The organism is Bradyrhizobium sp. Pha-3, assembly GCF_042258615.1.
GTDB lineage: Bacteria > Pseudomonadota > Alphaproteobacteria > Rhizobiales > Xanthobacteraceae > Bradyrhizobium.
The window spans coordinates 7,847,909-7,869,485 of record NZ_CP170152.1; the positions used below are offsets into that span (position 1 = coordinate 7,847,909).

Annotated in this window: 21 protein-coding genes and 3 pseudogenes; 3 read left to right on the plus strand and 21 right to left on the minus strand. The window is 63.3% G+C overall.

All coding sequences use genetic code 11. From position 1 onward, the window contains the following. Window positions 1-5 precede the first annotated feature (5 nt). The 6 genes from ACE10Z_RS36675 to ACE10Z_RS36700 form a co-directional block, all read right to left on the minus strand. Entirely contained in the window at window positions 6-230 is a 225-nt protein-coding gene (locus ACE10Z_RS36675) for a 4Fe-4S binding protein (RefSeq protein WP_342709681.1), read from the minus strand. Window positions 231-240: 10 nt separating this feature from the next. Next, window positions 241-1,800 carry a nitrogenase cofactor biosynthesis protein NifB gene (nifB, locus tag ACE10Z_RS36680; RefSeq protein WP_375785059.1) on the minus strand — a complete coding sequence of 520 codons (1,560 nt, stop codon included), beginning with the start codon at window positions 1,798-1,800 and terminating at the stop codon, window positions 241-243. 319 nt (window positions 1,801-2,119) lie between these two features. Continuing rightward, window positions 2,120-2,983 carry an SIR2 family protein gene (locus ACE10Z_RS36685; RefSeq protein ID WP_375785060.1) on the minus strand — a complete coding sequence of 288 codons (864 nt, stop codon included), beginning with the start codon at window positions 2,981-2,983 and terminating at the stop codon, window positions 2,120-2,122. Beyond that, a complete protein-coding gene (gene nifT / locus ACE10Z_RS36690; protein WP_342709678.1) occupies window positions 2,980-3,204 on the minus strand; it encodes a putative nitrogen fixation protein NifT in 225 nt (74 codons plus the stop codon). The genes ACE10Z_RS36685 and nifT overlap by 4 nt, the downstream gene beginning before the upstream one ends. Window positions 3,205-3,221: 17 nt before the next feature. Beyond that, complete coding sequence (gene nifS, locus ACE10Z_RS36695) at window positions 3,222-4,409, minus strand: cysteine desulfurase NifS (protein WP_375785061.1); 1,188 nt, start codon at window positions 4,407-4,409, stop codon at window positions 3,222-3,224. Between the two features lie 301 nt (window positions 4,410-4,710). Continuing rightward, window positions 4,711-5,031 (minus strand): iron-sulfur cluster assembly accessory protein, encoded by a 321-nt coding sequence (locus ACE10Z_RS36700; protein ID WP_342709676.1) that lies wholly within the window; start codon window positions 5,029-5,031, stop codon window positions 4,711-4,713. A 276-nt stretch (window positions 5,032-5,307) separates the two neighbouring features. Between ACE10Z_RS36700 and ACE10Z_RS36705 the strand changes: the two genes are divergently transcribed. After that, complete coding sequence (locus ACE10Z_RS36705) at window positions 5,308-5,913, plus strand: hypothetical protein (protein ID WP_375785062.1); 606 nt, start codon at window positions 5,308-5,310, stop codon at window positions 5,911-5,913. 8 nt (window positions 5,914-5,921) lie between these two features. On the opposite strand, the gene ACE10Z_RS36710 is transcribed toward ACE10Z_RS36705, so the two are convergent. Beyond that, window positions 5,922-6,317, minus strand: a complete 396-nt coding sequence (locus tag ACE10Z_RS36710) for a Rieske (2Fe-2S) protein (RefSeq protein ID WP_375785063.1) — start codon at window positions 6,315-6,317, stop codon at window positions 5,922-5,924. A gap of 522 nt (window positions 6,318-6,839) precedes the next feature. Next, a complete protein-coding gene (locus ACE10Z_RS36715) occupies window positions 6,840-7,688 on the minus strand; it encodes a host specificity protein (protein WP_375785064.1) in 849 nt (282 codons plus the stop codon). Window positions 7,689-8,400: 712 nt separating this feature from the next. Between ACE10Z_RS36715 and ACE10Z_RS36720 the strand changes: the two are divergent. Further along, window positions 8,401-8,730 (plus strand): annotated as a pseudogene (locus ACE10Z_RS36720) (IS110 family transposase); the annotation flags it as partial. A gap of 394 nt (window positions 8,731-9,124) precedes the next feature. Here the strand turns inward: ACE10Z_RS36720 and ACE10Z_RS36725 are convergent. From ACE10Z_RS36725 to ACE10Z_RS36765, 9 genes and pseudogenes are all read right to left on the minus strand, one after another. After that, window positions 9,125-9,555 (minus strand): annotated as a pseudogene (locus ACE10Z_RS36725) (type 2 isopentenyl-diphosphate Delta-isomerase); the annotation flags it as partial. An 83-nt stretch (window positions 9,556-9,638) separates the two neighbouring features. Then, complete coding sequence (locus tag ACE10Z_RS36730; protein WP_375785065.1) at window positions 9,639-10,541, minus strand: hypothetical protein; 903 nt, start codon at window positions 10,539-10,541, stop codon at window positions 9,639-9,641. After that, on the minus strand, window positions 10,538-12,088 hold the full coding sequence (locus tag ACE10Z_RS36735; protein WP_375785066.1) for a hypothetical protein: 1,551 nt from the start codon (window positions 12,086-12,088) through the stop codon (window positions 10,538-10,540). The genes ACE10Z_RS36730 and ACE10Z_RS36735 overlap by 4 nt, the downstream gene beginning before the upstream one ends. Before the next feature lie 307 nt (window positions 12,089-12,395). Further along, a complete protein-coding gene (locus ACE10Z_RS36740) occupies window positions 12,396-13,394 on the minus strand; it encodes a polyprenyl synthetase family protein (protein ID WP_375790013.1) in 999 nt (332 codons plus the stop codon). A 154-nt stretch (window positions 13,395-13,548) separates the two neighbouring features. Then, the gene (locus ACE10Z_RS36745; protein WP_375785067.1) at window positions 13,549-14,892 is read right to left on the minus strand and encodes a cytochrome P450; all 1,344 of its coding nucleotides are present in this window, start codon (window positions 14,890-14,892) and stop codon (window positions 13,549-13,551) included. After that, entirely contained in the window at window positions 14,892-15,737 is an 846-nt protein-coding gene (locus ACE10Z_RS36750) for an SDR family oxidoreductase (RefSeq protein ID WP_375785068.1), read from the minus strand. Before ACE10Z_RS36750 ends, ACE10Z_RS36745 begins: the two co-directional genes overlap by 1 nt. Further along, window positions 15,724-16,032, minus strand: a complete 309-nt coding sequence (locus tag ACE10Z_RS36755; protein ID WP_375785069.1) for a ferredoxin — start codon at window positions 16,030-16,032, stop codon at window positions 15,724-15,726. Before ACE10Z_RS36755 ends, ACE10Z_RS36750 begins: the two co-directional genes overlap by 14 nt. Before the next feature lies 1 nt (window position 16,033). Next, entirely contained in the window at window positions 16,034-17,323 is a 1,290-nt protein-coding gene (locus tag ACE10Z_RS36760; protein WP_375785070.1) for a cytochrome P450, read from the minus strand. 100 nt (window positions 17,324-17,423) lie between these two features. Beyond that, window positions 17,424-18,626, minus strand: a complete 1,203-nt coding sequence (locus ACE10Z_RS36765; RefSeq protein WP_375785071.1) for a cytochrome P450 — start codon at window positions 18,624-18,626, stop codon at window positions 17,424-17,426. Window positions 18,627-19,370: 744 nt separating this feature from the next. Here ACE10Z_RS36765 and ACE10Z_RS36770 point away from each other — a divergent pair. Beyond that, window positions 19,371-19,580, plus strand: coding sequence for a phospholipase effector Tle1 domain-containing protein (locus ACE10Z_RS36770; RefSeq protein ID WP_375785072.1), 210 nt, complete (start codon window positions 19,371-19,373; stop codon window positions 19,578-19,580). Between the two features lie 211 nt (window positions 19,581-19,791). Here ACE10Z_RS36770 and ACE10Z_RS36775 read toward each other — a convergent pair. From ACE10Z_RS36775 to ACE10Z_RS36790, 4 genes and pseudogenes are all read right to left on the minus strand, one after another. Further along, window positions 19,792-20,360 (minus strand): annotated as a pseudogene (locus ACE10Z_RS36775) (transposase); the annotation flags it as partial. Between the two features lie 232 nt (window positions 20,361-20,592). Continuing rightward, complete coding sequence (gene fdxB, locus ACE10Z_RS36780) at window positions 20,593-20,892, minus strand: ferredoxin III, nif-specific (protein ID WP_342709663.1); 300 nt, start codon at window positions 20,890-20,892, stop codon at window positions 20,593-20,595. A gap of 13 nt (window positions 20,893-20,905) precedes the next feature. Further along, on the minus strand, window positions 20,906-21,106 hold the full coding sequence (locus ACE10Z_RS36785) for a CCE_0567 family metalloprotein (protein ID WP_375785073.1): 201 nt from the start codon (window positions 21,104-21,106) through the stop codon (window positions 20,906-20,908). Window positions 21,107-21,114: 8 nt separating this feature from the next. After that, window positions 21,115-21,576: a NifX-associated nitrogen fixation protein gene (locus ACE10Z_RS36790; RefSeq protein WP_375785074.1), complete on the minus strand. Its 462-nt coding sequence runs from the start codon at window positions 21,574-21,576 to the stop codon at window positions 21,115-21,117. Window position 21,577: the final 1 nt, after the last annotated feature.

Sequence of the window (21,577 nt, forward strand, 5' to 3'; positions counted from 1 at the left end):
ATTCTTTAGGCTTGCGCCTGGTAACGCGGCCGGGACGTGTCAATGACGCAGGTACCGTCCACCGGACAGGCCGCGACACATTGCGGTTCCTCGAAATAGCCTATGCATTCGGTGCATTTCGCCGGTTCAATGACGAAGCTCCCCGCCTTCTCCGAGATTGCAACATTCGGGCATAAGGGTTCGCAGGCCGAGCAGCTCGTACATTGCGAGGCAATGATCTTGAATGGCACATAACCCCCCTTACGCCGCCGAGATCAGGGCTCCCTGCCGAATCGTGGCGTCGCCGCGCTTGGCGTGCCGGATCTCGCCGCTCTTCACCCTGTCAAGATAAGACCTGAACCAAGCGATCGCCGACTTCTCGATGTACTCATGCGCATATTGATCGACCGGCTCGATTCCAACCTTGATCAGGTTGCTTTTCGGGCAGCCGCCGATCTTGGCGACGAACACCGCATGGCAGTCAGAGATGCCACGGATGATGGTCGAAAGCCTATCCTCCTCGCCATGACCGCCTTGGCAATAGACATCCACGCGACGGTGGCCGACGAATTTGACGCCGGATGCGGAAAGCTCGTACACCTGAAATTCCTTTGCATGCCCAAAGTGCTCGTTGATCAGCCCGGAGCCTTTGGTTGCGACTGCGACCAGAAGCGTGATCTCGCTCATCTCGCCGGTGAATTTCGCAAGCCCGTCTTGGTTGGCCGTGACTTTGGCGGCACGCTCATCCTCCACCCTGTCTTGATAAGCTTTGCGCATCTCGAGGTCATATTTGACGTCCATTTTCATGACCTGGCCAGTGGTGAACTCTGCGCTACGATCCTCTCCGAGCAGACCCACAGCATCGGCGCGGCACTGACGGCAATGCCGCATCATCGCTATCTCCCCTTCACAAGCATCTTGCAGCACCTTCAATTGCTGAGCCGTCGGGCCCCGCTGACCGTTGAGGCCAAATACTGTGCCGTGCTCGGGCGCGGAGATCAGCGGCATGATATTGTGAAGGAAGGCCCCGCGCGACTTCACCGCCTTGTTGACCGCGACCAGGTGATGGTCGTTGATCTGTGGAATCATTACGGAGTTGACCTTGCACAGGATACCCCGCTCGCTGAGCATCTCGAGACCTCGCAGCTGACGATCGGCGAGTATCCTCGCCGCGTCGATGCCGGTGTAGCGCTTGTGGTTGAAGAAGATCCACGGATAGATCTTTGCGCCGATTTCGGGATCGATCATGTTGATGGTGATGGTGACGTGCTCGATTCTGGACCTGACGATGGTGTCAATATGGTCCGGCAGCGCCAGTCCGTTGGTCGACAGACATAGCTTGATGTCGGGAGCCGCCTTGGCGACCAGGTCGAACGTCTTGAACGTCTTTTCTGGATTGGCCAAGGGATCGCCCGGACCGGCGATGCCAAGCACCGTCATCTGCGGAATGGTGCTCGCGACCGCGAGCACTTTTCTCACCGCCTGCTCAGGGGTGAGCTTCTCGCTCACCACGCCCGGACGCGATTCATTGGCACAGTCGTATTTGCGGTTGCAGTAATTGCACTGGATGTTGCAGGCTGGCGCTACCGCAACATGCATGCGGGCGTAATGATGATGGGCCTCTTCGCTGTAGCAGGGATGGTTCTTCACCTTTTCCCAGATCCCGGTCGGCAGATCGCCTTGGCCTGCCCGTGAGCCGCAGCTCGCCTGGCCGGTGTTGGCTGACGTGCGGCAGCCCTTATGCTCGGAGGCAGGCTTCATCATCTTGCCGCTAGCTGCCGCACCGTTGGCATATGTTCTGCGCCCGACGACCGCATTCATTTTCATTTCTCCCTGCAGGCATCATCGGCTCCCCCGAACAAATCCTGAGCGAGCCTCAAGATGAGGTGTAGCAACTCACATGCCATGACGAAGACGATCGCGTTGCAGCCATACGTCAACGAGTTAGCGCAAATGAACGACGCTGGCGCCTGTTGGCAATGCGACAGGTACGTCGTGATTTTGACACCGAGCTCCAAGGCCGGCGCCTTCATTCTCGCGCTAGCTCGCGGGGACCCAGCTACATCTGCATGGCCTTTTGCGGATTGCGGCCTCTCACAATAGGCCGATATGAGCTGGGCGATCCGGCTTCACAGCGCTGTCAATTGGTGAGCAGTATCTCCACCGCGCGAGGGAGCCCAATCACAAGCGGCGTCAGGCCTTGCTCGAGCAGAAAACAGAGCTCGTTGCGTGAGAGCGCGTCCGGATCAACGATCGCATAGTGCGTGTCGGCCGAACGCTTGATGATCTGCCGCGCATAGCTACGCAACAATTGATCGTTGAAACGACAACCGATGAACAGAAAGCTCTGTCCGCTCCGCCTTTCCTTGATGATGTCAGGTATCGGTGTCTGGATATCGATTTCGGTCAGCACCTCGACATAGTCCGAGTCAGAGATCAGGAAGTTCTTGGCTGGCTGCACGCCGCCATGCGGCTTATACAGCACCGTCGCCCAGCTGCCGGCCACGACACTGTCGACCTCTTGGCCAACCGAGTCATAAAAGCGATACCAACGGCTTTCGCCGATGCCGACGCGGGTGATGCCCTGCACTTCGCCCCATCCATCGCGCTTGTCCAGCGCCGCGCGCATCGCGCCATCGTACCATGCGTCGACTATGACGGGCAGCGACAGAGACGCAAGATGATGGTGCAACCGCGTCGGCTCGACCGTCGGAGCGAAGGCATGCGCCATCAATGCCGTCACGGTAGAACGATGTTTGCTGATCTCGATATGCTGCGCCGACGCCCACGCATTGCCCTTGGCCCGCCGCGGCAGCGCAATCTTGCTGGCGAAGAAGCCGGCTAACGCCTCGGGTGTCGTCGGCACGTCGGGTCTGGAGAGTTCGGCGAGGCCAGGCCCGAGATAGGGAACAACGCTGTTGGCCCTCAGCCCGGCAGCGACATCCGCGAGAATGGCCTCTGCATCGGTCGCATTGACAAAATCGATCTGCGGGGGCGCCTTCACGGATCGTCCCCGTTCTCGCCCCGTTTTTTGGCGTTGATTGTGATCGGCAATGGTGTGTCGCTCGCCATCTCGGGCAAATCGAGCACCCAACCATTAGCTATTTTGATCCAACCGCCCCAGAGCGTCTCGTACTCGGATTCCACGATCGGCTCTTCGAGATCCTTCTTCGGCACGTAGATCGACAGGCCCGCATCCGGAGAGCGGCGGATCATGATTTTCACAAGCTCAACTCCCTCGACTATGACGCATAGCCGGGCAGACCGGCAGACTCCCGCGGGGTGGCGCGCAGGCGAGCCATGATGTCGGACAGTGCGTACACGACCGCATCGACCTCCGCGACGGAGGTTTCACGCGACAGAGAAAAGCGCACGGCGCCGCGCAAGCTCCACGGCGGCACCTGCATGGCGCGCAGAACATGCGATGGCTCCATTGAGCTGGAACTGCAGGCTGATCCGAGCGACACGGCAATGCCAGCACGATCAAGATGATGGACGATTGCTTCGCCATCGAGATGGTCGAAGGCAATATTGGCCGTGTTCGCCAGCCGGTTGCTGACGTCACCAAGCGCAACACACCCGCCATTGTGCAAGATCCCCTGCTCCAGGCGGTCGCGCAACGCACCAATGCGAACACGCTCCGGCTCGAGCCGCTCCACCGCGAGCTCCGCAGCCTTTCCAAGACCGACGATGCCGGGAATATTCTCAGTTCCGCCGCGGCGCCGTCGTTCCTGTGCTCCGCCCGAGATCAGCGGCCGGAACTTGGTCCCTTTGCGCAGATAGAGCGCGCCGATTCCCTTGGGTCCATGCAGTTTGTGCGCGGACAGCGACAGCATATCGATCGCACTGTCCTTTAGGTCGACGCGCACCTTGCCCATGGCCTGGACCGCATCGGTGTGAAACAGCGCACCCGCCTCACGGGTCAAGCCGGCGAGAAACTCCACAGGAAAAATCGTGCCGGTCTCGTTGTTGGCCCACATAATGGAGGCAATCGCCGTGCGTGGCCCGAGCGCGCAGCGAAACGCCTCGATGTCAAGCCGGCCGCGGGAATCTACCGGTACGATATGCGTCTTGACGCCTCTTGTCGCCAGTTGCTCGACCAGCGCAAGGACAGCCGAATGCTCAACCGAGGTGGTAACGATCTCGTCTCGACCATCCTGGGTCGCAAGCGCAGAGAGGATGGCGGCATTAATAGCCTCGGTCCCACCGGAGGTGAAAATGATTTCATGATCGTAGGCAATCCCCAGCAGCCCCCGCAAGCTACGCCGCGCCTGCTTCAGCGCGGCTGCGGCTTCGCCGCCAAACGCATGGGCGGAGGAGGCGTTGCCAAATTTCTCGGTGAAGAACGGCAACATGGCTTGCACGACGGATGGATCGGTCCGCGTCGTCGCATTGTTGTCGAGGTAAATCGGCACACGAACCCCGCTCAATTCCGCGCCTTACCTGCCGCAGCAACCGGGATCGGGCGGACGAATTCGCCGAGCCTGTCGAGCAGCCGCGCTTGAATGCCTTCCAGCGCCCTCTCAAACGCTGACGGAACGCGTAGGCACCGATCAGGCTGACCATGCAGCCATCGACCCCGATCAGCGGACAGTCGCCGCCGTCGCGTTGCAGATTGGGGCGGATCCCCTCGATCACGGTGCCAATGGGGAGCTCTCAGCCGGTCGCCGTGACCGACAACTGCCTCAGTTGGTTCTGGTTCGGCCAGCATGCTTTGATTTCTCCTCTTTATCAGCTGAATGATTTGCCGCACGAGCAGCTTGAGGTGGCGTTCGGATTGTGAAAGGTGAAACCCGGGCTCTCCAGCGCCATCACAAAATCGATGGTTGTGCCGACCAGATGTTCATGGCTCTTGTCATCGACAAACACCTTCACGCCGCCGCACTCGATCACTGTGTCGTCAGGCTTCGCTTCCTCGGCCAGACCGAGCCTATACTTGAACCCGTTGCAGCCGCCTGCCTCGACTATAATGCGCAGGCCGCTTGCCGGGTGCGTCGACGATGAAATTGCGCTCCTGATCGCATTCACTGCGCGATCCGTCAGGTCAATCATGGCTTATCCCTCATCTGCTCCAGGTCTGCCTGCCAATGGGCAAGTCATGTGCCAGCGAGCAGGCGCTTGATGATGTTTACCTTTTCGGATCGCGCCTGTTGGCTTTGGAACTCATGTCGGGCTTCTGACAAGGCCGCTTGAGGCGATCGCAGCCAACTTTCGCTTGTTCTTTTGTCAACTGCGCCGAAAGCTGCCGCGCATGCGACGGCAAGCAATTTGCATTGCATCTCGCACCGGCCAGGCGTCGGTGAGGAGCTTAGATCGAGGACGAGTTTAATGACTGCAATCGAGAACACCGCACTCGGCAGACTTGAGAAGGAGGGCCGCCTGCTCAATGCCGTGATCAAAGGCGGGACCACCAAGCCGGGCCGGTTCGGCTTTCGCGGCGATGTCGCACTGAAATTCCAGACCCAGGTCGCAGATGAGAAACGACCGCCGGACTATTCGATCGAGCAGGTTTTGACGATCGCGCAGGATGGAGAACCCACTATTCCCGTGCTGGCCGGCTATCTGCATTCCTTTGCGTATCTGGCTGACGTCGCAGCCGTCCTTGACGGCGCCTTAAGCCCGAACGGCCGCTATTTCATATTCTGCAACAACATAGATTTGCTGGCGAAATACCGAATCAAGCTCGGTGGTGTTACCTTCCACGTCTTACCGTGTGATGAATCCACGGTTTGGAAGGAGATGATGGACCTGGTCGGAGTCAGCAAGGACGACATCAAGAAGCTTGATACGGGCGGCAAGCTTGATTACGTGCTCGATGCGGCAAACGATATCGAGCTGTCCGATCTTGAGCTGTCCTATGACGAGATCTCGTACGAAGACGGGCTGAAGAAGATGGAACCCGTGAAAAATCGCAACGAAAATCGGCCGGTCTGATCGCAGACTCATTCGTTTGGGGACACATCGTCTTCGACAAGACGCACGCCGACAACACAAATATCTCCATCCTGAACTGTCAACGCGATCGGCGTGAGCGCTCTACCCCTACATGGACCTTCGACGCACTGCCCCGTGCCGAGTTCGAAGGTCGATCCGTGCTTGCCGCACATCAGCCGGACGCCGTATGGATCCAGGAATTCGTTCCGCTCCCAGTCCAGATTGACGCTGTTGTGCGGGCATTTATTGACATAGCCAAACACCTTCTTACCCCATCGCACGACGACGATGGACCACGGCCGGTGGTTGCCCTCGGCATCAACGACTATAAGATGGAATCCCATGGCCCGGCGGCTTGGAATGTCGTTAAAGCCACAAATCGCATAGATTGCGTCTGACTGCATCCATTGCTCGTTTATTGCAGGACGTTCTTCATTTCGCGGGACAATCAAACATGCAAGAACCGTAGAAGTTCCAGAACTTGCGCAGCTGCAGCTTTCGCGCGCCAACTTTTCCGACACCTTACTGAACTAAACGCAGTGGTTGCTCACAGATCGCCACAGCCTTACCACTCGCGCCAAATAGACCAAATGACGCGGCGAATTGTGTCGCGATCGTCCACCTTGGCATATAGTTTGATACAAAACTTCCTTGAGCGCATGCCGCCCCCAACCTGCTCATATCATGACGCGCCGTTGCATTGGCTACACCATTGAGGGCATTCGTACTCGATCTTCGTTGTACCGATTCCAGCTGCACGGCCCCACAAGCGCCAGAAGATCATTACTTTCTGAATAGGATGGGCAGGCGAATGGGGTCGCACGCTGCTAACGTACGCCCCCTCGTTTAACGCCAGGACCTTCGCGGCGCCGCGTCCATTCACGAAACAGCCGTTATTCCCTGCCAGGTCTCTTTATTGCGCTGTTCTACTCCATGTCCAATCGTTCGAGTTCTTCCGCCAAGTAGGCGTACGGATCACCACCTGAAGAGGCCTCACTCGCTTCAGCACTTTCGACACTTGCTTCAGAACCGGTGTCACTATCCTCGATCTTAGTAAGATACTTCGTAGGTTTGTCCACTCGCTGCCACTCGTTGCTCTCGTTCTTCGTCCACACTTCGGGATGCTGGTTAGGATCAAGCGCCCAATAATTACGACCCATGTGGACAAAACCCATTTTTTCCAGACGGGGTTCCATGCCCTCCAAGGCAGGACGTGACAAGACCAAGGGACGGTCGCCGTCCTGTCGCAGTTGATGCTCCAACAGAATATCGCCCGCGTTCTCGACCAACGGATGAGTAACCCGAAGGTCAACCACGGATGTGATATCGTTGCGTCCAAATTGTTGCTGAAACTGTTCCCCCTTGATTCGAGCCGGCCCACCTGCCCTTAAAAGCCCGACAGTTTCGTTACCCAATTGATAGCTGTAGAATTTTGCTGGCTTGCTTGGATCATCGTAAGTGGAGAGGGAGCTTCCAGCAACCGTTGCTGCGCGCCGAGCTTTCTCGGACACGCGGTCCGAGTACTCTTCTGGGTGACTGGCGATGTGCCTGATGTCGCTGCCCAAAAATCTCTCCAGTCCTTCCATGAAGGAAGATCGGTCGATCTCTATAATAGGCGGATCGGACGCGAGAGAATATGGCGCGGGCGACGACCCGCTTGACGCGATGCTTGCAACTGTTTCCGAAAAGCGGGGGCTATCTCCGGCCTCTCCCGATTCATCGGCTTGGCCAGCACCTGTTGACTGGCTGGATGAGCCAACGATTCTGCCATACATCAGATCGCTCTCCTAACGGCAGATTTTCACGCTGTCGAGCTCGTGCCGCGCAAGCTCTGCCGACGAGGATATGCAGCCTAGCTGACCATAACCTGACGCACAGGCGCAAAGCATCTGTCCGCACTCCCACGCGACGACCAGGCTATCCGCGCGCCTCACATCCACGCGCTGTTCATTGAGCTGCAATCTGTAGGCGGATAGTGCGTGATATTGCCGACGGTCGATCCATCAGGGAACCGGCCGCTTAACGGCTCAGGCTCTGTACCACCGCCCTCTCATCAGACCGCTCCCGCTATTGAGACACGCCGCAGGTTCGAACAGACACATTACTTTACGCACCCGTATATCCAGCACCGGCGGCGCGTGCACGACGATCTCGGTCCTCCGCTTGATCTCGCCGTTGAGGCGCTCGATCGGATTGGTAACCGGTATGAGATGTCTCGGTGCCAATGTTCCGCTGCGGTGTTCTACCTCGTGGCGTACGATGCGACCATCGGGACAGAGGCACCGGGAACACGAAGTGCTAGCAGGCCGATGCGCACGACGAGCCGAGAGCTCGAGTTAGAAGCTGGCCGCCTCTGCGACTCGCCCGCTTGCGCCGAGAGCGCGACTCCGTAGTTGTCGTATCGCCCTCGGCTCCCGTCATGTGTCGTAGGAGGTGCGAATGCGACGTGTGATTGGCATCGACGTCCACCGAACCTTCGGGGAGGTGATGTTTTGGGAGGACGGCAGGCCCCGACATGCGGGCCGCATTGACATGACGCGGACTGCGCCGGAGAGGTTTGGCAAGACCCTGCCGGCTAGTGATGAGGTGGTGCTTGAGGCGACCGGCAACAGCATGGCGGTACTGCGAGTTCTGGCGCCATTCGTGGCGCGGGTGATCATCGCAAATTCGTTGCAGGTGAGGGCGATCGCCCAGGCTCATGTCAAGACCGACAAGATCGATGCCGGCACGCTCGCCACTTTGCAGGCGGCGAGGTACCTGCCGCAGATCTGGACGCCTGACGCGGAGACCGAACGCAGGCGCAGGCTGGTGGCGCGGCGCTACCAGGTCGTGCAGCATCGCACGCGGCTCAGGAACGACGTGCATTCGATCCTGCACCCGCACCTGATCCCTAAGTGCCCGCATGCCGATGTTTTCAACGCCCGCGGCCGCGTGGCTGGCCGCTCAACGGTTGCCCGATATGAGCGGGCAGCCGTCGATCGGCACGAGCGTGAGCTTGATCGGCTTGCGGAAGATCTGGCCCTGCTCGACCGAGAGACCCCGCAGGACGCAATCGAGGATTCCGCGGGTCAACAGATTGATGACGATCACCGGCGTGAATCTGGCGGTTGCCGAAGGGATCATGGCGGCGATCGGCGACATCACCCGGTTCTACAGCCCGCAGAAGCTGGTGAGCTATTTCGGGCTGAACCCGCGGGTGCGGCAGTTCCTACAGCGGATTGAGATGGACGATGAGCCCATCGGCCTCCAGCCGCATCCACCGCCCGGCGCGCCAGGTCCATGCCGTCGGCATCGCGAAGTTGTGCGGCGCCGATATCGGCCAGCAAGGGAATGTCTGGAGCCAGGCGGCGCAGCGCGCGCGTCAGCCCTGGGAATTGCGGGATTGCAGGCTCACGCGCTGCGAACCGACGCACATGGCGATCCCCAATGCTTGCGCTGCCTCGCTCAGATGCCGGTTGATGGCTCGGCGCGTGGCATGCCGCCGGTCATCGAGCTGATCAGCAGCGGCGCGCGCAAGGTCTTGCCCAGCAGCGAGGCACGCAGGTCGATCTGCGTCAGGTCCAACTCGGGCCATGCGCAGTGTTCGAACCGGATGTACTCCCAGCCGGCGGCGACCGTGGCCGGCGGGGCGGTGTCGCTCATGCTCGTTCCATCGGTCGCATCGGGCGACGGCGTTGCGTCGGATCGGACCGACGGCAGCGCGCACGCCGCCGCCTCCCGCGCGTTCAGGCCGGCGCACGCTGGCCTCCCCCCGCAGCGTCGCTGTGGTAGCGGCTGGTCGAGGTCTGGTAGTACTGCGCGCGGATGGCCGCCATGGCCTCGATCAACGGTCCCCACGGTGCGGGAAAGCGTTCTTTCGCCATCACCCGGTGCAGCATGCGCGTATGGCCGGCCAGCTCGTCGTTGAGGAACTCCACCACAGGCATAGCCGGATAGCGCTGCAGCAGCAGGATCGCCGCGTTGTCGGCCTCGCCGGCCGACCTGTCCTTGTCGCGTCCATGCAGATCGTTCTGCAGGCGCCCTATCGCAGAGATGAGCCGTAGGACCTGGCGAAACGCCGGACGCGCGCGCAAGGTCGCCATGTCCAGCCCCCACAGCAACGAGAGGCAACAGAACACGTTCGCGTAGGCGATCGAATCGATGCCGTTGTGCAGGTACTCGGCGTAGGACCAGCGTTCCGCCCCTGCCGCCTGCGCGTGTCCTGCGCGCAGCGCCGCGCAGTAGCACCGGGTATCGTCGAGAAGCTGAGCATAGTCGCGACAATCGTAGGCGAGCGCGGCCAACGAAGCGCGCAGCACAGCGCAGCCCTCGAATCCGGGGAGCGCGCACGGCACGCCCTGCCCCAGCGCCTGCTCCACCGCGGCGAGCTGCTCAGGCGCGATCAGGCCAAGGTCGTTGCAATCGTCGAGCCAGAACAGCAGCGCCAGTTCGCGATAGAACGCCACGATCAGCGTTTCGTCCTGCGGATCGCGGCCGGTGCGGGCGCTGGTGTCGCGCAGGCTCGGGTGGATGCGCTGCAGGATGTACTGGCCGCCTCTGACCGCTTCCACGGCATGCTCGTCGGCGAACCCGGTCAGGGAACGCCCCCACTCCAGCACCTGCTGCAGCGCGCGTTCGGTCTGGATCATGGCGCCGCTCCTGCTTCCTTGGCCAGGACGCGCCGCCCCCAACGAAGCGCCAGCCACAACCCGGCAAGTTCGGCCACGCGCACGACCCGGGTGGGGCAATACAGTTCCTTGCCGATCCACAGCGGCGTCTGCGGCAATGCATGCGCCGCATGGCGGGCGAGCATCCACTCCAGCGCACGCGCCACCGCCTGCGCGATGCGCCGGCGCCCTGTCGGCTCTTCGCTCCCGTCCATCACGTGCAACGCGAACAGCGCATAGGCGGTCTCCTCGAATGTGGACGCGCGACCGGCGCCCCAGCCGCCGTCGTCGCGCTGCGCCTGCAGCAGCGCCGCCAGCGCGCGCTCGTCGCGCCAATGGGGCTTGCCTTGCGCCAGCGCAGCGACCGCGTGCGCGGTGGGATACAGCCACGAAACGTGCCATTTTTCGTTGTCCCATAGACCGTGCGGGTTGCGATTGGCCTCGACGTAGGCGCTGGTGCCGGCGGCGGGCTTTCCCAACAGTCGCAACGCATGCAGGGCATGGATGTTGGTCGACACCGAGGCATTGCGTTCGCCGGGGAAGGTGACGAACAGCTCGCCGATTTCGAAATGGCGCAACGCATCGACCGCCGGGTCGCGGCCTGCGAGGCGCAGGACGCACAACGCAACGGCGGTGTCGTCCGCATCGGCCGCGAAGGGCAAGGCCGGGCCCAGACCGCGCACGCCCAAGCGGGCATCGAGCTGCGCGACGATCACGCGTACCGCCTCGGCGAGCGCGGGATGCGCGAACAGCCCGGCCAGATGCAGGGTGTACAGCGACCAGCATGGCTCGAACACATTGATCGGCCAGACGTTGGGAACGACACCTTCGATGCCGCTGCGCGTCGCCCGCGATGCCGCCTCCAGATACGCGTCGGCGCGCCCGACCTGCGGCGTGCTCCCCTGTGTCACGGCGTACGCACGCCACGCGGCGGTGGCCGCCGGACTGATGCCGATGCTGCCGGCGTCATCCGGGCATGCGGTGGTCGGCGACGTCCCCCAAGCTTCCCAGGAGTGCAGCAATGGATGGCCGCTCGGCAACGTCGCCACCGCCCCCAGCTTGACCAGGCACGCTTGCCGCAACGGCAACAGCGCCGGGTGGCGCGGAAACGCCACGCCGCCCAGCAAGGATGCGGCCTCGCCGCAAAACTGCGGCAGGATCAGCTCCGCGCCGATCGGCGCGTCTTCCGGCACCGCATGCACGTACGGATCGGGCTGGCGCTGAAGGAACCGGGTTGCAGCCTGGACTGCGTCGGCAGCGCCGGGAAGAGGATCGGCACGCTGCAATGCCAGCAACGCCGCCCACGTGGGCGCATGGCGGAACAGCGGGAAGTCCGCGCTTCCCCATCCGCCATCGGCCTGTTGCTGCGCGATGAGCCACGCGTATGCGTCCTGCCGACCGGTGACGTTGCCGTGGAATTGCAGTGCTCGCGCCGTGTCGTAGACGGACGGACCGACGCTGCCGCCATCGCTCATCTCGCTCAGCAGGTGGCGTAATTCGGAAAGGATCTGTTCGGACAGCGCGTTCACGCGGGATGTTCTTTCTGCAGACGGTTGACGAGAACCAGGATCGGGCAGACGCCGCGCATGTCGCCGCAGGCCCGTCGCGGCCCGGCGCATGGGCAGCGCCCGACGGCCGCCCTGCTCCGGCGCGGCGACACGCCCCGATGCTGGCGCCGGTCCGCCGCATAGGCTTGCGCGCAGCGCGCCGCGTGCGCCGCGGCCGTGCTGGGCAACCGATGCGATCGGCGCCGCGGACACGGACACAGTGCAGCATGCACCGCTGCCGCCGGCCGATCGCAGCGGCACAGGGGCGCCTCCATGCGAACGGGCGCGCTCATGCGCATGGCGCGTGCTTGAACAGATACGCGTTGGCCCGCTGCAGGATCTGCGCCAACCGTTCCGCACGCGGCCCCAGCGGGGCGATGGCCTCCCCGGCGTCGCGCAACAGATCCAGCACGAACTGGCGCGCTGCCTGCAGCCCCATGATCGACGCGCAGGTCGGCTTCTGCGCCGCCGCGTCCTTGCCGGGGGTCTTGCCCAGCGTCGCGGTATCCGCTGTCGCGTCGAGAATGTCGTCGACCACCTGCAACGCCAGGCCGAAACAGGCGCTGTAGCGATCGAGCGCACAGTACAGCGCAGCGTGCGTGGCATCCTCCGCGATGGCGCATAGCGCACCCATGCGAACGGACGCGCGCACTAGCGCTCCGCTCTTCATCCGGTGCATCGCCACGATCCTGTCCAGCTCGACGTGCTTTCCAACCAGCGACAGATCGATGGCCTGCCCGCCTGCGGCACCCTCGGCTGACACCGCCTGCGCCAGTTCGCGTACGAGCACGATACGGTTGTCGCCCGGCGCATCCAGGCTCGCCAGGGTCAGGAAGGCGTGCGCCTGCAGCGCATCGCCGACCAGGATCGCAGTGGCTTCGCCGAACTTGACGTGCACGGTCGGAAGGCCGCGGCGAAGCACGTCGTCGTCCATCGCGGGCAGGTCGTCGTGGACCAGGGTACAGGCGTGCATCATCTCGATGGCGGCGCCGACGTCGTCGAGCATGTGCGCCGGCGTGTCGGCCAGTGCGCCGGCAGCCAGACAGAGCAAGGCGCGGGTGCGCTTCCCGCCACACAAGGTGGCATAGCGCATCGCCGCCATCAGCTCGGTCTCACCGTCGTCTTCGGCGCAGAGAAGACGCGCCAGCGCCTGCTCGACCCGCTTTGCGGCGTCCTGCATCCAGATCTCCGGCAGCAGCCTGCCGGATGCGCCGCGCGCCTGCGCGCCCAATCCGCCGAGCGCGGAAACGCCAGTTCGGTCGTCGTGTAACGTGGAGCCGGTCTGCATGTTGTTCATGTCCTTGTACCTGACAGGAGACGGCCACGGCGAGCGGCGAGCCGCCGCGGTGTTGCCGGCGTCGCACCGAGCGCGCGCGCCGAGTGCAGCAATGCCGCGCGTCGCCGGCGCCGCTGCCTCGCCACACGGGGCATGCGATGCCAGCTCATGAGAATCCGATGCGAATTGTCATGGACGGATGTGCGGTCGGGTAATAGCGCCGGCCTTTTTCGACGTCGCTCAGCAACCGCGGCCGCACCCCGGCCTTGTGCATGGTCAGCGCCAAGGCGATGCAGAACTGCACCAGTTCCAGCCATACCAGGTGGTAGCCAATGCAGACGTGTGGGCCGGTACCGAACTGCAGCATGTCCACCGGACGGATCGGCTCCGTGCGTTGCAGCCACCGCGCCAGGCGGAACTGATCAGGCGCCTCGTGCAGCAGCGCCGAGGTCGAGAAATGCACCAGCGGGATGCACAGATGGGTGCCCGCGGGAATGCGCCGTTGGCCGAGTTGCAATTCCTGCAGCGCGCGACGCGGCAGGAGCGTGGTCGCCGGATGCATGCGCAGCGTCTCGCGGAACAGCGCCTCGGCGACCGGACACTGCGCCAGGTCCGCGTGCCGGGTCGGCACCGCGCCCACGCGTTGCGCCTCCTCGACCAGGGCGTCCCACAGCACAGGCTGCCGCGCCAGCTCGATCACCATCCAGGCCATCGTCGAGGCGGTGGTGTCGTGACCGCCAAGCAGCAGCAAGCGGATATTGGCGACCAGGACGTCATCGGAGAGCGCATCGTCGCTGCGATCGAAGGCGTTCACCATATCGTTGATCAACCCGGTGCGCGCGGCATGCGCACGCGCGTCGCGGACGAACTGGCGCAACTGCGCGTCGATCCAGTTGCGGGCGGCGCGGCCGCGCCGCAAGGGCAGTCCGGGCAGATCGATCCGGGGTGCGACGATCAACTGCAGCAGTTGCCGGTACTTGCGATGCCATCCCGGCAGGTCCTGCGCGGGGATTCCCATGAGGCTGAAGATGAGCGTGAGCGTCAGGTCGCCGGTTTCGCGCAGGATGGTTACGTCGCCGCGGTCGCGCCACGCCTGCACCCGCGCCCGGATGACGGGCGCGAACAGGTCGCCGATGCCGGCCTCGGTCAGCCCCTTGGGCAGGAACGCCGCCTTGATCGCATCTCGCGCCTGCCGGTGCGCTCGGCCGTCCTGGGCGACCAACGTTCCGCCAAGCAATTCGGGCGCGATCTCTTCGATCAGCGCCGAGGACACGCCCTTGTGCCGGAGCAATGCGAACGCATCCGGATCCATGCAGGTCATCTGGTGTCCGGCAGGACCGAAATTCAGCCAGAAGTAGCTGCCCAGCGTCCGTTCCGCGCGCCGCAGCAGGCGCGGCAGGTCGCAGACGATGGCGGGAAGATGCCCGACCAGGGGGAAAGCGCCGGGCACGACCGGGATATCGTGCCGCAGCCGGTGCCGACGGTCCAGCGGGTTGAGCAGCATGTCCATCAGGAACGCGGCGCCGCGGCCGCTTCGGCGGTGTCGCCGGCAGGCCGCGCGGCGCGGCTGTTGCCACCGTCGGCGTATGTCGGCACATGCGCCAGCATGCCGCCGTCGATGCACACGACCTGGCCGGTGATGAACGCAGCATCGTCGGAGAGCAGGAACGCCACCAGCGCGGCCACGTCCTCGGGGCGGCCGACGCGCGGCAGGAGCTGGTGCCGGCGCAGATGCCGTTGCATGCCCTCGTCCAGCTTGGCGAGGAGACGCTCGGTCATGATGAGACCCGGCGCAACCGCGTTGCAGCGGATCTGCGTATGACCGTACTGGGTGGCGAGCGAGGCCGACAACATGTTCATCGCCGCCTTCGACGCGGCGTAGGACGTGTGCGCGGTGTCAGCGCTAAGCCCCTGGCACGACGACATGTTGACGATCGCGCCACCGCCGCGGGCAATCATCCGTGGGATGGCCTGCCGGCAGCAGAGCAGCGTGCCGCGCAGATTGGTCGCCATGGTCTGATCCCAAACCGCCAGGTCCAGGTCGAGGATCGCGCGGTCGCGCGGGGTCAGGTGCATGGCGCTCGCGTTGTTCACCAGCAGGTCGACCCCACCGAGTTGCCGCTCCGCCGTCTCGAACAGCGCTGTCACCGCCAGCGCATCGGCGATGTCGATGGCCAGGGCCAGCGCGTGGCCCGCTTCGGCCGCGATCTGCGCGGCGCAGGCCATGGCCGCCGAGCCATCAATGTCGGCCACCACCACTCTGCCGCCCTCGCGCGCGATGGCGAGGGCGCATGCCTTGCCGATGCCGGCGCCGGCGCCGGTCACCACCGCCACCTTGCCTTCAAACCGTCCCATCGTGTCCTCCTGGATTGCGCTGGTCTTTCGCGGCATGCCGCTCGGCCTCCGCCGGAGAAGGCGCAGGGACGGCGCTGGCGCGCTCGTCATCGCCAGCGTCGCTTTCGATGACCCGAATGGCGGCGACCGGGCACTGGCTGGCCGCGAGCCGCACGGCGGCGTGCAGCGCCTGCGGGACCGTCGCCACGCACACTTCGGCCACGCCGTCCGGTTCGCGCTGGCGAAAGGTGCCCGGCAGCGTCAGCACGCACTGCCCGGTTGTTCCACACAGATCCTGGTCGACCACGACGCGCATCTCAGCCCCCCTGCGCATGCAGCCGCACCGGCAGCGCGCGGAACGTCCTAAGGAACGCGGAGGGCTCCCGGGTCGGCTGCTCGGCCAATGCCAGCGTGGGGAAGCGCGCCTGGATCCGCGGCAGGCTCTCGGCCAACTGCACCCGGGCCAGTTGCGCACCGAGGCAGAAGTGGATGCCGTGGCCGAAGCTCAGCATGACCTTTCCGCCGGTCGACATGCCAGGACTGGTGCCGTAAAACCGCGCGGGATCGAAGCGGTCGGGATCGGCGAAGGCGTCCGGGTCGCGATTACCAGCCGCGACCAGGACGCGCACGTCCGCGTTCTTCGGGATCACCGCGCCGCGCAGTTCGATGTCGCGCTGGGCGATACGCGGAATGGAGCTGAACATAACGGGCGCGTCGCAGCGCAGGACTTCTTCGACGAATGCCTTCACCCCCACGGCGTCTCCCTGCAGCCAGTGCCGCTGTTCGGGATACGCCAGCATCGCCAGGACCGCATGGTCGATGGCCGCAGCAGTGGTGGCGAAGCCGCCCAGCAGCATGCCCCACAGCATGCCGATCAACTCCGCATCCGACAGCGTGTTGGCATCGTCGTCGTGTGCGCCGACCAGCATCGACACGATGTCGTGGCGGGGATCGGTGCGCTTGCGCGGTATGAGGTCGCCGAAGTAGGCCAGCACCCTGGCGCTGGCCGCGTCCGCCGCGGCGAGTTGGGGATCGCTGGCGTGCGGGCGCAGGCCTTCCAGAATGGCGCCGATGCCGGCGGCGAGCCCGAACACGTCGTCCGGGGGCATGCCGAACAGTTCGGCGACGACCAACGTGGGCAAGGCCAGCGCGAATTCCCGATGCAGGTCCACCGCCTCTCCGCGCTCCAGCGCGGGCGCCATGCCGTCCAAGCGCGCTGCGACGATGCGCGCGATGCTCGGCCGCAGGTTGTCGATCTGGCGCATGGTGAAATCGCGCGAGATCAGCCGGCGCAGACGCGTATGCGTCGGTGGATCCTTCATCGCTAGCGTGGACGCCAGCAGATTGAGCGAAAGGCTGGTCGCCACACGTGGGAAATAGCGCGCCAGTTCGGCCGGCGCCGGCCCCCGAAACGCATCGCCCGTGGCCTGGAGCGCCCAGTAGATGTCGGCGTGGCGGCTCAACAGAAAGAGGCCCGATGCCGCGCGATGCACCGGATCGTGCTCGCGCAACCACCGCATGAACGGATATGGGTCGTGGATGCACGCTGGCGACGCCAGTTCGGCGAAGGCGTCCCGGCATGCTGCCGTGGTTTCCTGCATGTCCATCTTGGTTACCTGTCGGCTGGCTGATCTGACCGGCGCGCGCCAGGCGCATCGGCAAATTGCAAATTGCGGAGAAGATCGCGATCCCGGCGACGTCCGCGCATCACCAGTGCACCGGGAACTCCTCGAACCCGCCAGTGATGATCTCCTTGCGCAACTTCAGTTCTTCGGGCGCCACGGCCAGGCGCAGCGCGGGAAAGCGCTGGAAGATCGAACCGAACACCACCTTGAGTTCGAGCCTGGCCAGCGCCACGCCGGTGCAATGGTGCGGCCCGTAGGAGAACGCCAGGTGCGGCTTTCCATCGCGTCCGATGTCGAAGATTTCCGGGTCGTCGAAATGGCACGGATCGAACGAGGTCGCCGGCAGGCCGACCAGCACCTTGCTCTCCGCGGGAATATGCGCGCCCGCGATGGTCACGTCGGTCCTTGGATAGCGCATGATGCCGTCCCAGCCCGCGCCCGGCGGGTACATGCGCAGAATTTCCTCCACCGCCCTGTCCACCAGGGATGGATCGGCGACCAGGCGTTCGCGCTGTTGCGGATGGCGGAGCATGGCCAGCAGGCCGAATTCGATCTGCGCGACGGTGCTCTCGTGACCTGCCACCAGCATGCCCGCCGCCAGGCCGATCGCCTCTTCCTCGGTCGCCTTGCCCTGGTCGACCGCCGCGAGCAAATCCGTCAGCAGGTTGTCGCCCGGATCCTGGCGCTTGTCCTGCATCTTGCAGCGAATGTAGGCGCGCAGCTCTTCCCAGGCCAGGCGTGACGCGCTGCGCGGGCCGCTTTCATGCTGGTGAGTCATCACCTCGTCGGACAGCCCGGCGAAAAAGGCGTGATCCTCGTAGAGCACGCCCATCAGCGCGCTGATGACCATGGCCGGAAGCGGAAAGCAGAGGTGGCGCCGCAGGTCGGCGGGTTGGGGCTGGGCCGCCAGCGTCTCGAACAACTGCGCGGCGATCGCTTCGACCTGCGGCGCGAGCCCATTCACCCTGTGGTCGCTGAAGGCCGGCGCCACGATCGTGCGCAACCGGGCATGCTCGGCCCCCTCGTGCGAGACCAGCCACCCCGGCGAACCGAGAACCACCGAATCCGGGGTGAATGCCGCCGGCGGCATTCCCGCGGGCCGGAACGCCGCGTCGGACAGCACCGCCTTGGCCTCGTCGTAGCCCGTCACCCACCAGCCTTCGTGCCCGGACGGGAAGCGCACGCGGTGGAGCGGACCGTTGGCGCGCAGCGCCAACATCTCAGGCGAGGGCTCGATGTGATCGACGCGCCACATCGGCAGCGTTGGCAAGGGTTGTTCGGGCATGGTGGCACTTCACTCTCTAAGCGATGGAAGGGCGGCAAGTGACCGGCAGGCGCTGCGGGCAGCGAATGACGCAAGACGGCACGGCGACGACTCCTCCGCGGCGATGGTCAGCGCCAGATCCTCCAGCCGCACGAACAGCGCGGTAAAGGCGCATCGCAATTCCAGGCGCGCCAGCGCAGCGCCCAGGCAGAAATACGGCCCTAGCCGAACGACAGGTGCGGGTTGTGCCGCCGGGTGACATCGAACCTGTCGGCATCGCCATAGATCGACTGACCGTAGGGATTGGTGAAGGAGGTTCGACCGTACCGCCACCGACGTGTCCGCCAATGTAGCCTCCGGACCAGTCCCACACCGCCGGTGGCAGTTTCACTCCTGGCTCAAGGTCTGCCGCTTTGGTTGCACCGCTCGCGACGAGCGCATTTGTTGTGGCTTCCAAAGAAGAACTCTAGATCGCATCCAACGCTTCCCTGCATTTTCTCGGTCCACAACCGAGCGCCAAGTCATTGCCAGAGCAAGCCGTCGGAACGGAGCAGACGTGAACAGCGACGCGCGCCGTGTCCGTCCCGAAGACCATCGCACTGCGATTGGTGATGATGCCGTGAACAGAGCAACTCGCGTGCCAAAGTGAATTCGCAGGCTCAGCAGGCACTTTGTAGCGGCGCGTAGTGTCAGGTTTCTGGCATTGAGTCTCAATGCCGACAACCGGCGCAGCAAGTGCCCGACAAAGGCCTGCTCTCGCGCTGAATGTGCGGGGCAGCCCTTGCGCGATATTTCAAGCATCCGGATCGGCTGCAGCAGGTGTGGTTCGCCGGAAACCACTCCGATGTCGGCGGTAGCTTTCCGGAAAACGAAGCCCGCCTCTCCGACATCTCGCTGTGTTGGATGGCGCATGTGGCCGAGAACTTTCCCGACGGCAAGACGGCCAGACGGCTTCGGCGTCAAGGTAGACGATAGATTCCTGAAGCTGAATCCGGATCCGCTTGGTCCATAGCGCGACGAGCGCGAACCCCATCGCTTGCGGGGGCAAGTCAAGTGGACCGAAGGGTTACGTCAAGTGCAGAGCTAGGCAGTCCCTCATCCGGCGGGCTTGAGCGCTTCGCCGCGAAGCGGGGCGCGCAGCATTACCAGGAACGGGGTGCCTATAGGCCCAGGACGCTGGCTTCGCGACCGTCGAGCTGAAGGAGGCGCTTCTCAAAGGTTCGAGGTTCGGCGATAGCGCTTGTCGTGGAGATGTCGCGCCAAGTCGCAAAGGCTCGCTCGCGCGAAGCGCGACGGAAGTCGGCAGTAACGGCTCCGGGATAGGGGATATGGAAAAGGTTCGCGACCTGATCGTGAACTGACAGAAACCGTTGAGCGTGATGGGACGATTTGAAACGCTTGATGATCCGCTCGCTCTTCGGCGCTGGATCAAGACGTCGAGAACGAAGCCATTCTGGTCGACGCGCGCCAGAGCCAATGTTGTTCGCCCGCGATCGAGATAACGACTTCGTCCAGATGCCATTTGTCACCGCGAGCGGGAGCGCGCTGGCGTATCCAACAGGAGAACGCCTTGCCGAATTTTTTCCGTCCCCACTGGCGCACGGTTTCATAGGTCACGCCAATGCCACGCGCCGCCAGCATTTCCTCGACCATGCGCAAGCTTGAGGGAAACCGGAAATACAACCAAACGGCATCACTGATCACTTCCGGTGGGAAGCGATGGCGGCGATAAAGAGGGTCCGGGGTGGTCGGCATGCCCGTCATCTGCCCCCTCGGCCGCCCTAATTCGTTAACTTGACGGTGCCGTGCTATGTGCTTGCCTTGCCGATTAAGCAGGATTAGCCGCAATGTCTCCGCTCGCTCCGTCTTGACAAACGAGGCCATCACAGCGCGTGGGCAAAATCTCCGTTGCGGGTTCACGTGATCAACAATGGGTCCATCCCCTCCCACATTTCGCGTCTGCCGCGAGAGGGACCCGGCCGGCCGGTCAGGCTGCTTCAGCTGTGGCTGAAACGTGAGTCTGGCAGTTGGCCGGGCAAACCCTGGCGCAGGCGCCGCAGCCGATGCAGGCACCCTGATCACTCAGAACCATGATCTTCTTTTCGATCTCATCGTCCTCGTCATCGCCGAGGTCGACAAGTTCGCCTTCCTCGTTGATTCCTTTCAACGTCATGACATCCCGGCCGCACACCTTGAAACAGCGCCCACAGCCGATGCACTTCTTGGCATCGATTGAGATCAGATAGTCTGGCGTCCAGTCGCGGCCATCGCGCGTTGCAAATGACATGAGTAGGGCCTCTCTAGGTATTTTCCAGCGACTTCAAATCATGGCCCTTGCGCTCGAGTTCGGCAAAGGCATCGTGCGCCTTCTGCGCCACAGCCATGATCGAGGTCCAATTGATGGGCAATTCTTCCGAAAGGTCGTGCAGATCCATTTTGGCTTGCAGCGCTTTGCTCGACAGCTTCTTCAGTTCTGCCTTCAGTGTTTCACGATCGCTCATGAGTGCCCTCAGTAGTTTGCCACATCTGGAAATTTCCGGATCAGGTCGACCCCGTCCCTGACATATTTGTCACCCTCCTGCGCGAGCTTTGCGAGGTTATCGAAGCCGAAGCGATGCACATCGCGCAGTTGCTTGTTCACGGCGATCAACCGGCCTCCGATCAGCACCATGCGGCCAAAGCCTTCATGATGCATCTTCAGGATCGGCTGGATCATCACGCCGGTGACCCGTTCGATCGAGAGTGCGACCGCATTGAAGAACAGCTCCAGCCGCCACAGCGTATCGGGATCAGGATCGCCGACAATCGGCAATGCGCGCCGCTTCTCCTTGTCCAGGATATAGGGTTCGAGCAGGTCGAGATCGCTCTTGGCCTCCCAGGCTCCGTTGGTATCCTCGGCGCGACAAATCTGGACTAGCTCCCTGAGGAACGGCAAATCGACGGCACTGCCCTGCTCTATTTCTGCGGTCATA

Excerpts from the sequence above, each read along its gene's own strand:
- ACE10Z_RS36700 (WP_342709676.1), bottom strand. The coding sequence starts at position 5,031 with ATGATTGACCTGACGGATCGCGCAGTGAATGCGATCAGGAGCGCAATT.
- nifB (WP_375785059.1), bottom strand. The coding sequence starts at position 1,800 with ATGAATGCGGTCGTCGGGCGCAGAACATATGCCAACGGTGCGGCAGCT.
- ACE10Z_RS36770 (WP_375785072.1), top strand. The coding sequence starts at position 19,371 with ATGTGCGGGGCAGCCCTTGCGCGATATTTCAAGCATCCGGATCGGCTG.
- ACE10Z_RS36755 (WP_375785069.1), bottom strand. The coding sequence starts at position 16,032 with ATGCGCGTCGTGGTCGACCAGGATCTGTGTGGAACAACCGGGCAGTGC.
- ACE10Z_RS36705 (WP_375785062.1), top strand. The coding sequence starts at position 5,308 with ATGACTGCAATCGAGAACACCGCACTCGGCAGACTTGAGAAGGAGGGC.
- ACE10Z_RS36745 (WP_375785067.1), bottom strand. The coding sequence starts at position 14,892 with ATGGACATGCTGCTCAACCCGCTGGACCGTCGGCACCGGCTGCGGCAC.
- ACE10Z_RS36730 (WP_375785065.1), bottom strand. The coding sequence starts at position 10,541 with ATGATCCAGACCGAACGCGCGCTGCAGCAGGTGCTGGAGTGGGGGCGT.
- ACE10Z_RS36785 (WP_375785073.1), bottom strand. The coding sequence starts at position 21,106 with ATGAGCGATCGTGAAACACTGAAGGCAGAACTGAAGAAGCTGTCGAGC.
- ACE10Z_RS36760 (WP_375785070.1), bottom strand. The coding sequence starts at position 17,323 with ATGGACATGCAGGAAACCACGGCAGCATGCCGGGACGCCTTCGCCGAA.
- ACE10Z_RS36790 (WP_375785074.1), bottom strand. The coding sequence starts at position 21,576 with ATGACCGCAGAAATAGAGCAGGGCAGTGCCGTCGATTTGCCGTTCCTC.
- fdxB (WP_342709663.1), bottom strand. The coding sequence starts at position 20,892 with ATGTCATTTGCAACGCGCGATGGCCGCGACTGGACGCCAGACTATCTG.
- ACE10Z_RS36710 (WP_375785063.1), bottom strand. The coding sequence starts at position 6,317 with ATGCAGTCAGACGCAATCTATGCGATTTGTGGCTTTAACGACATTCCA.
- ACE10Z_RS36715 (WP_375785064.1), bottom strand. The coding sequence starts at position 7,688 with ATGTATGGCAGAATCGTTGGCTCATCCAGCCAGTCAACAGGTGCTGGC.
- ACE10Z_RS36765 (WP_375785071.1), bottom strand. The coding sequence starts at position 18,626 with ATGCCCGAACAACCCTTGCCAACGCTGCCGATGTGGCGCGTCGATCAC.
- ACE10Z_RS36750 (WP_375785068.1), bottom strand. The coding sequence starts at position 15,737 with ATGGGACGGTTTGAAGGCAAGGTGGCGGTGGTGACCGGCGCCGGCGCC.
- ACE10Z_RS36740 (WP_375790013.1), bottom strand. The coding sequence starts at position 13,394 with ATGCAGACCGGCTCCACGTTACACGACGACCGAACTGGCGTTTCCGCG.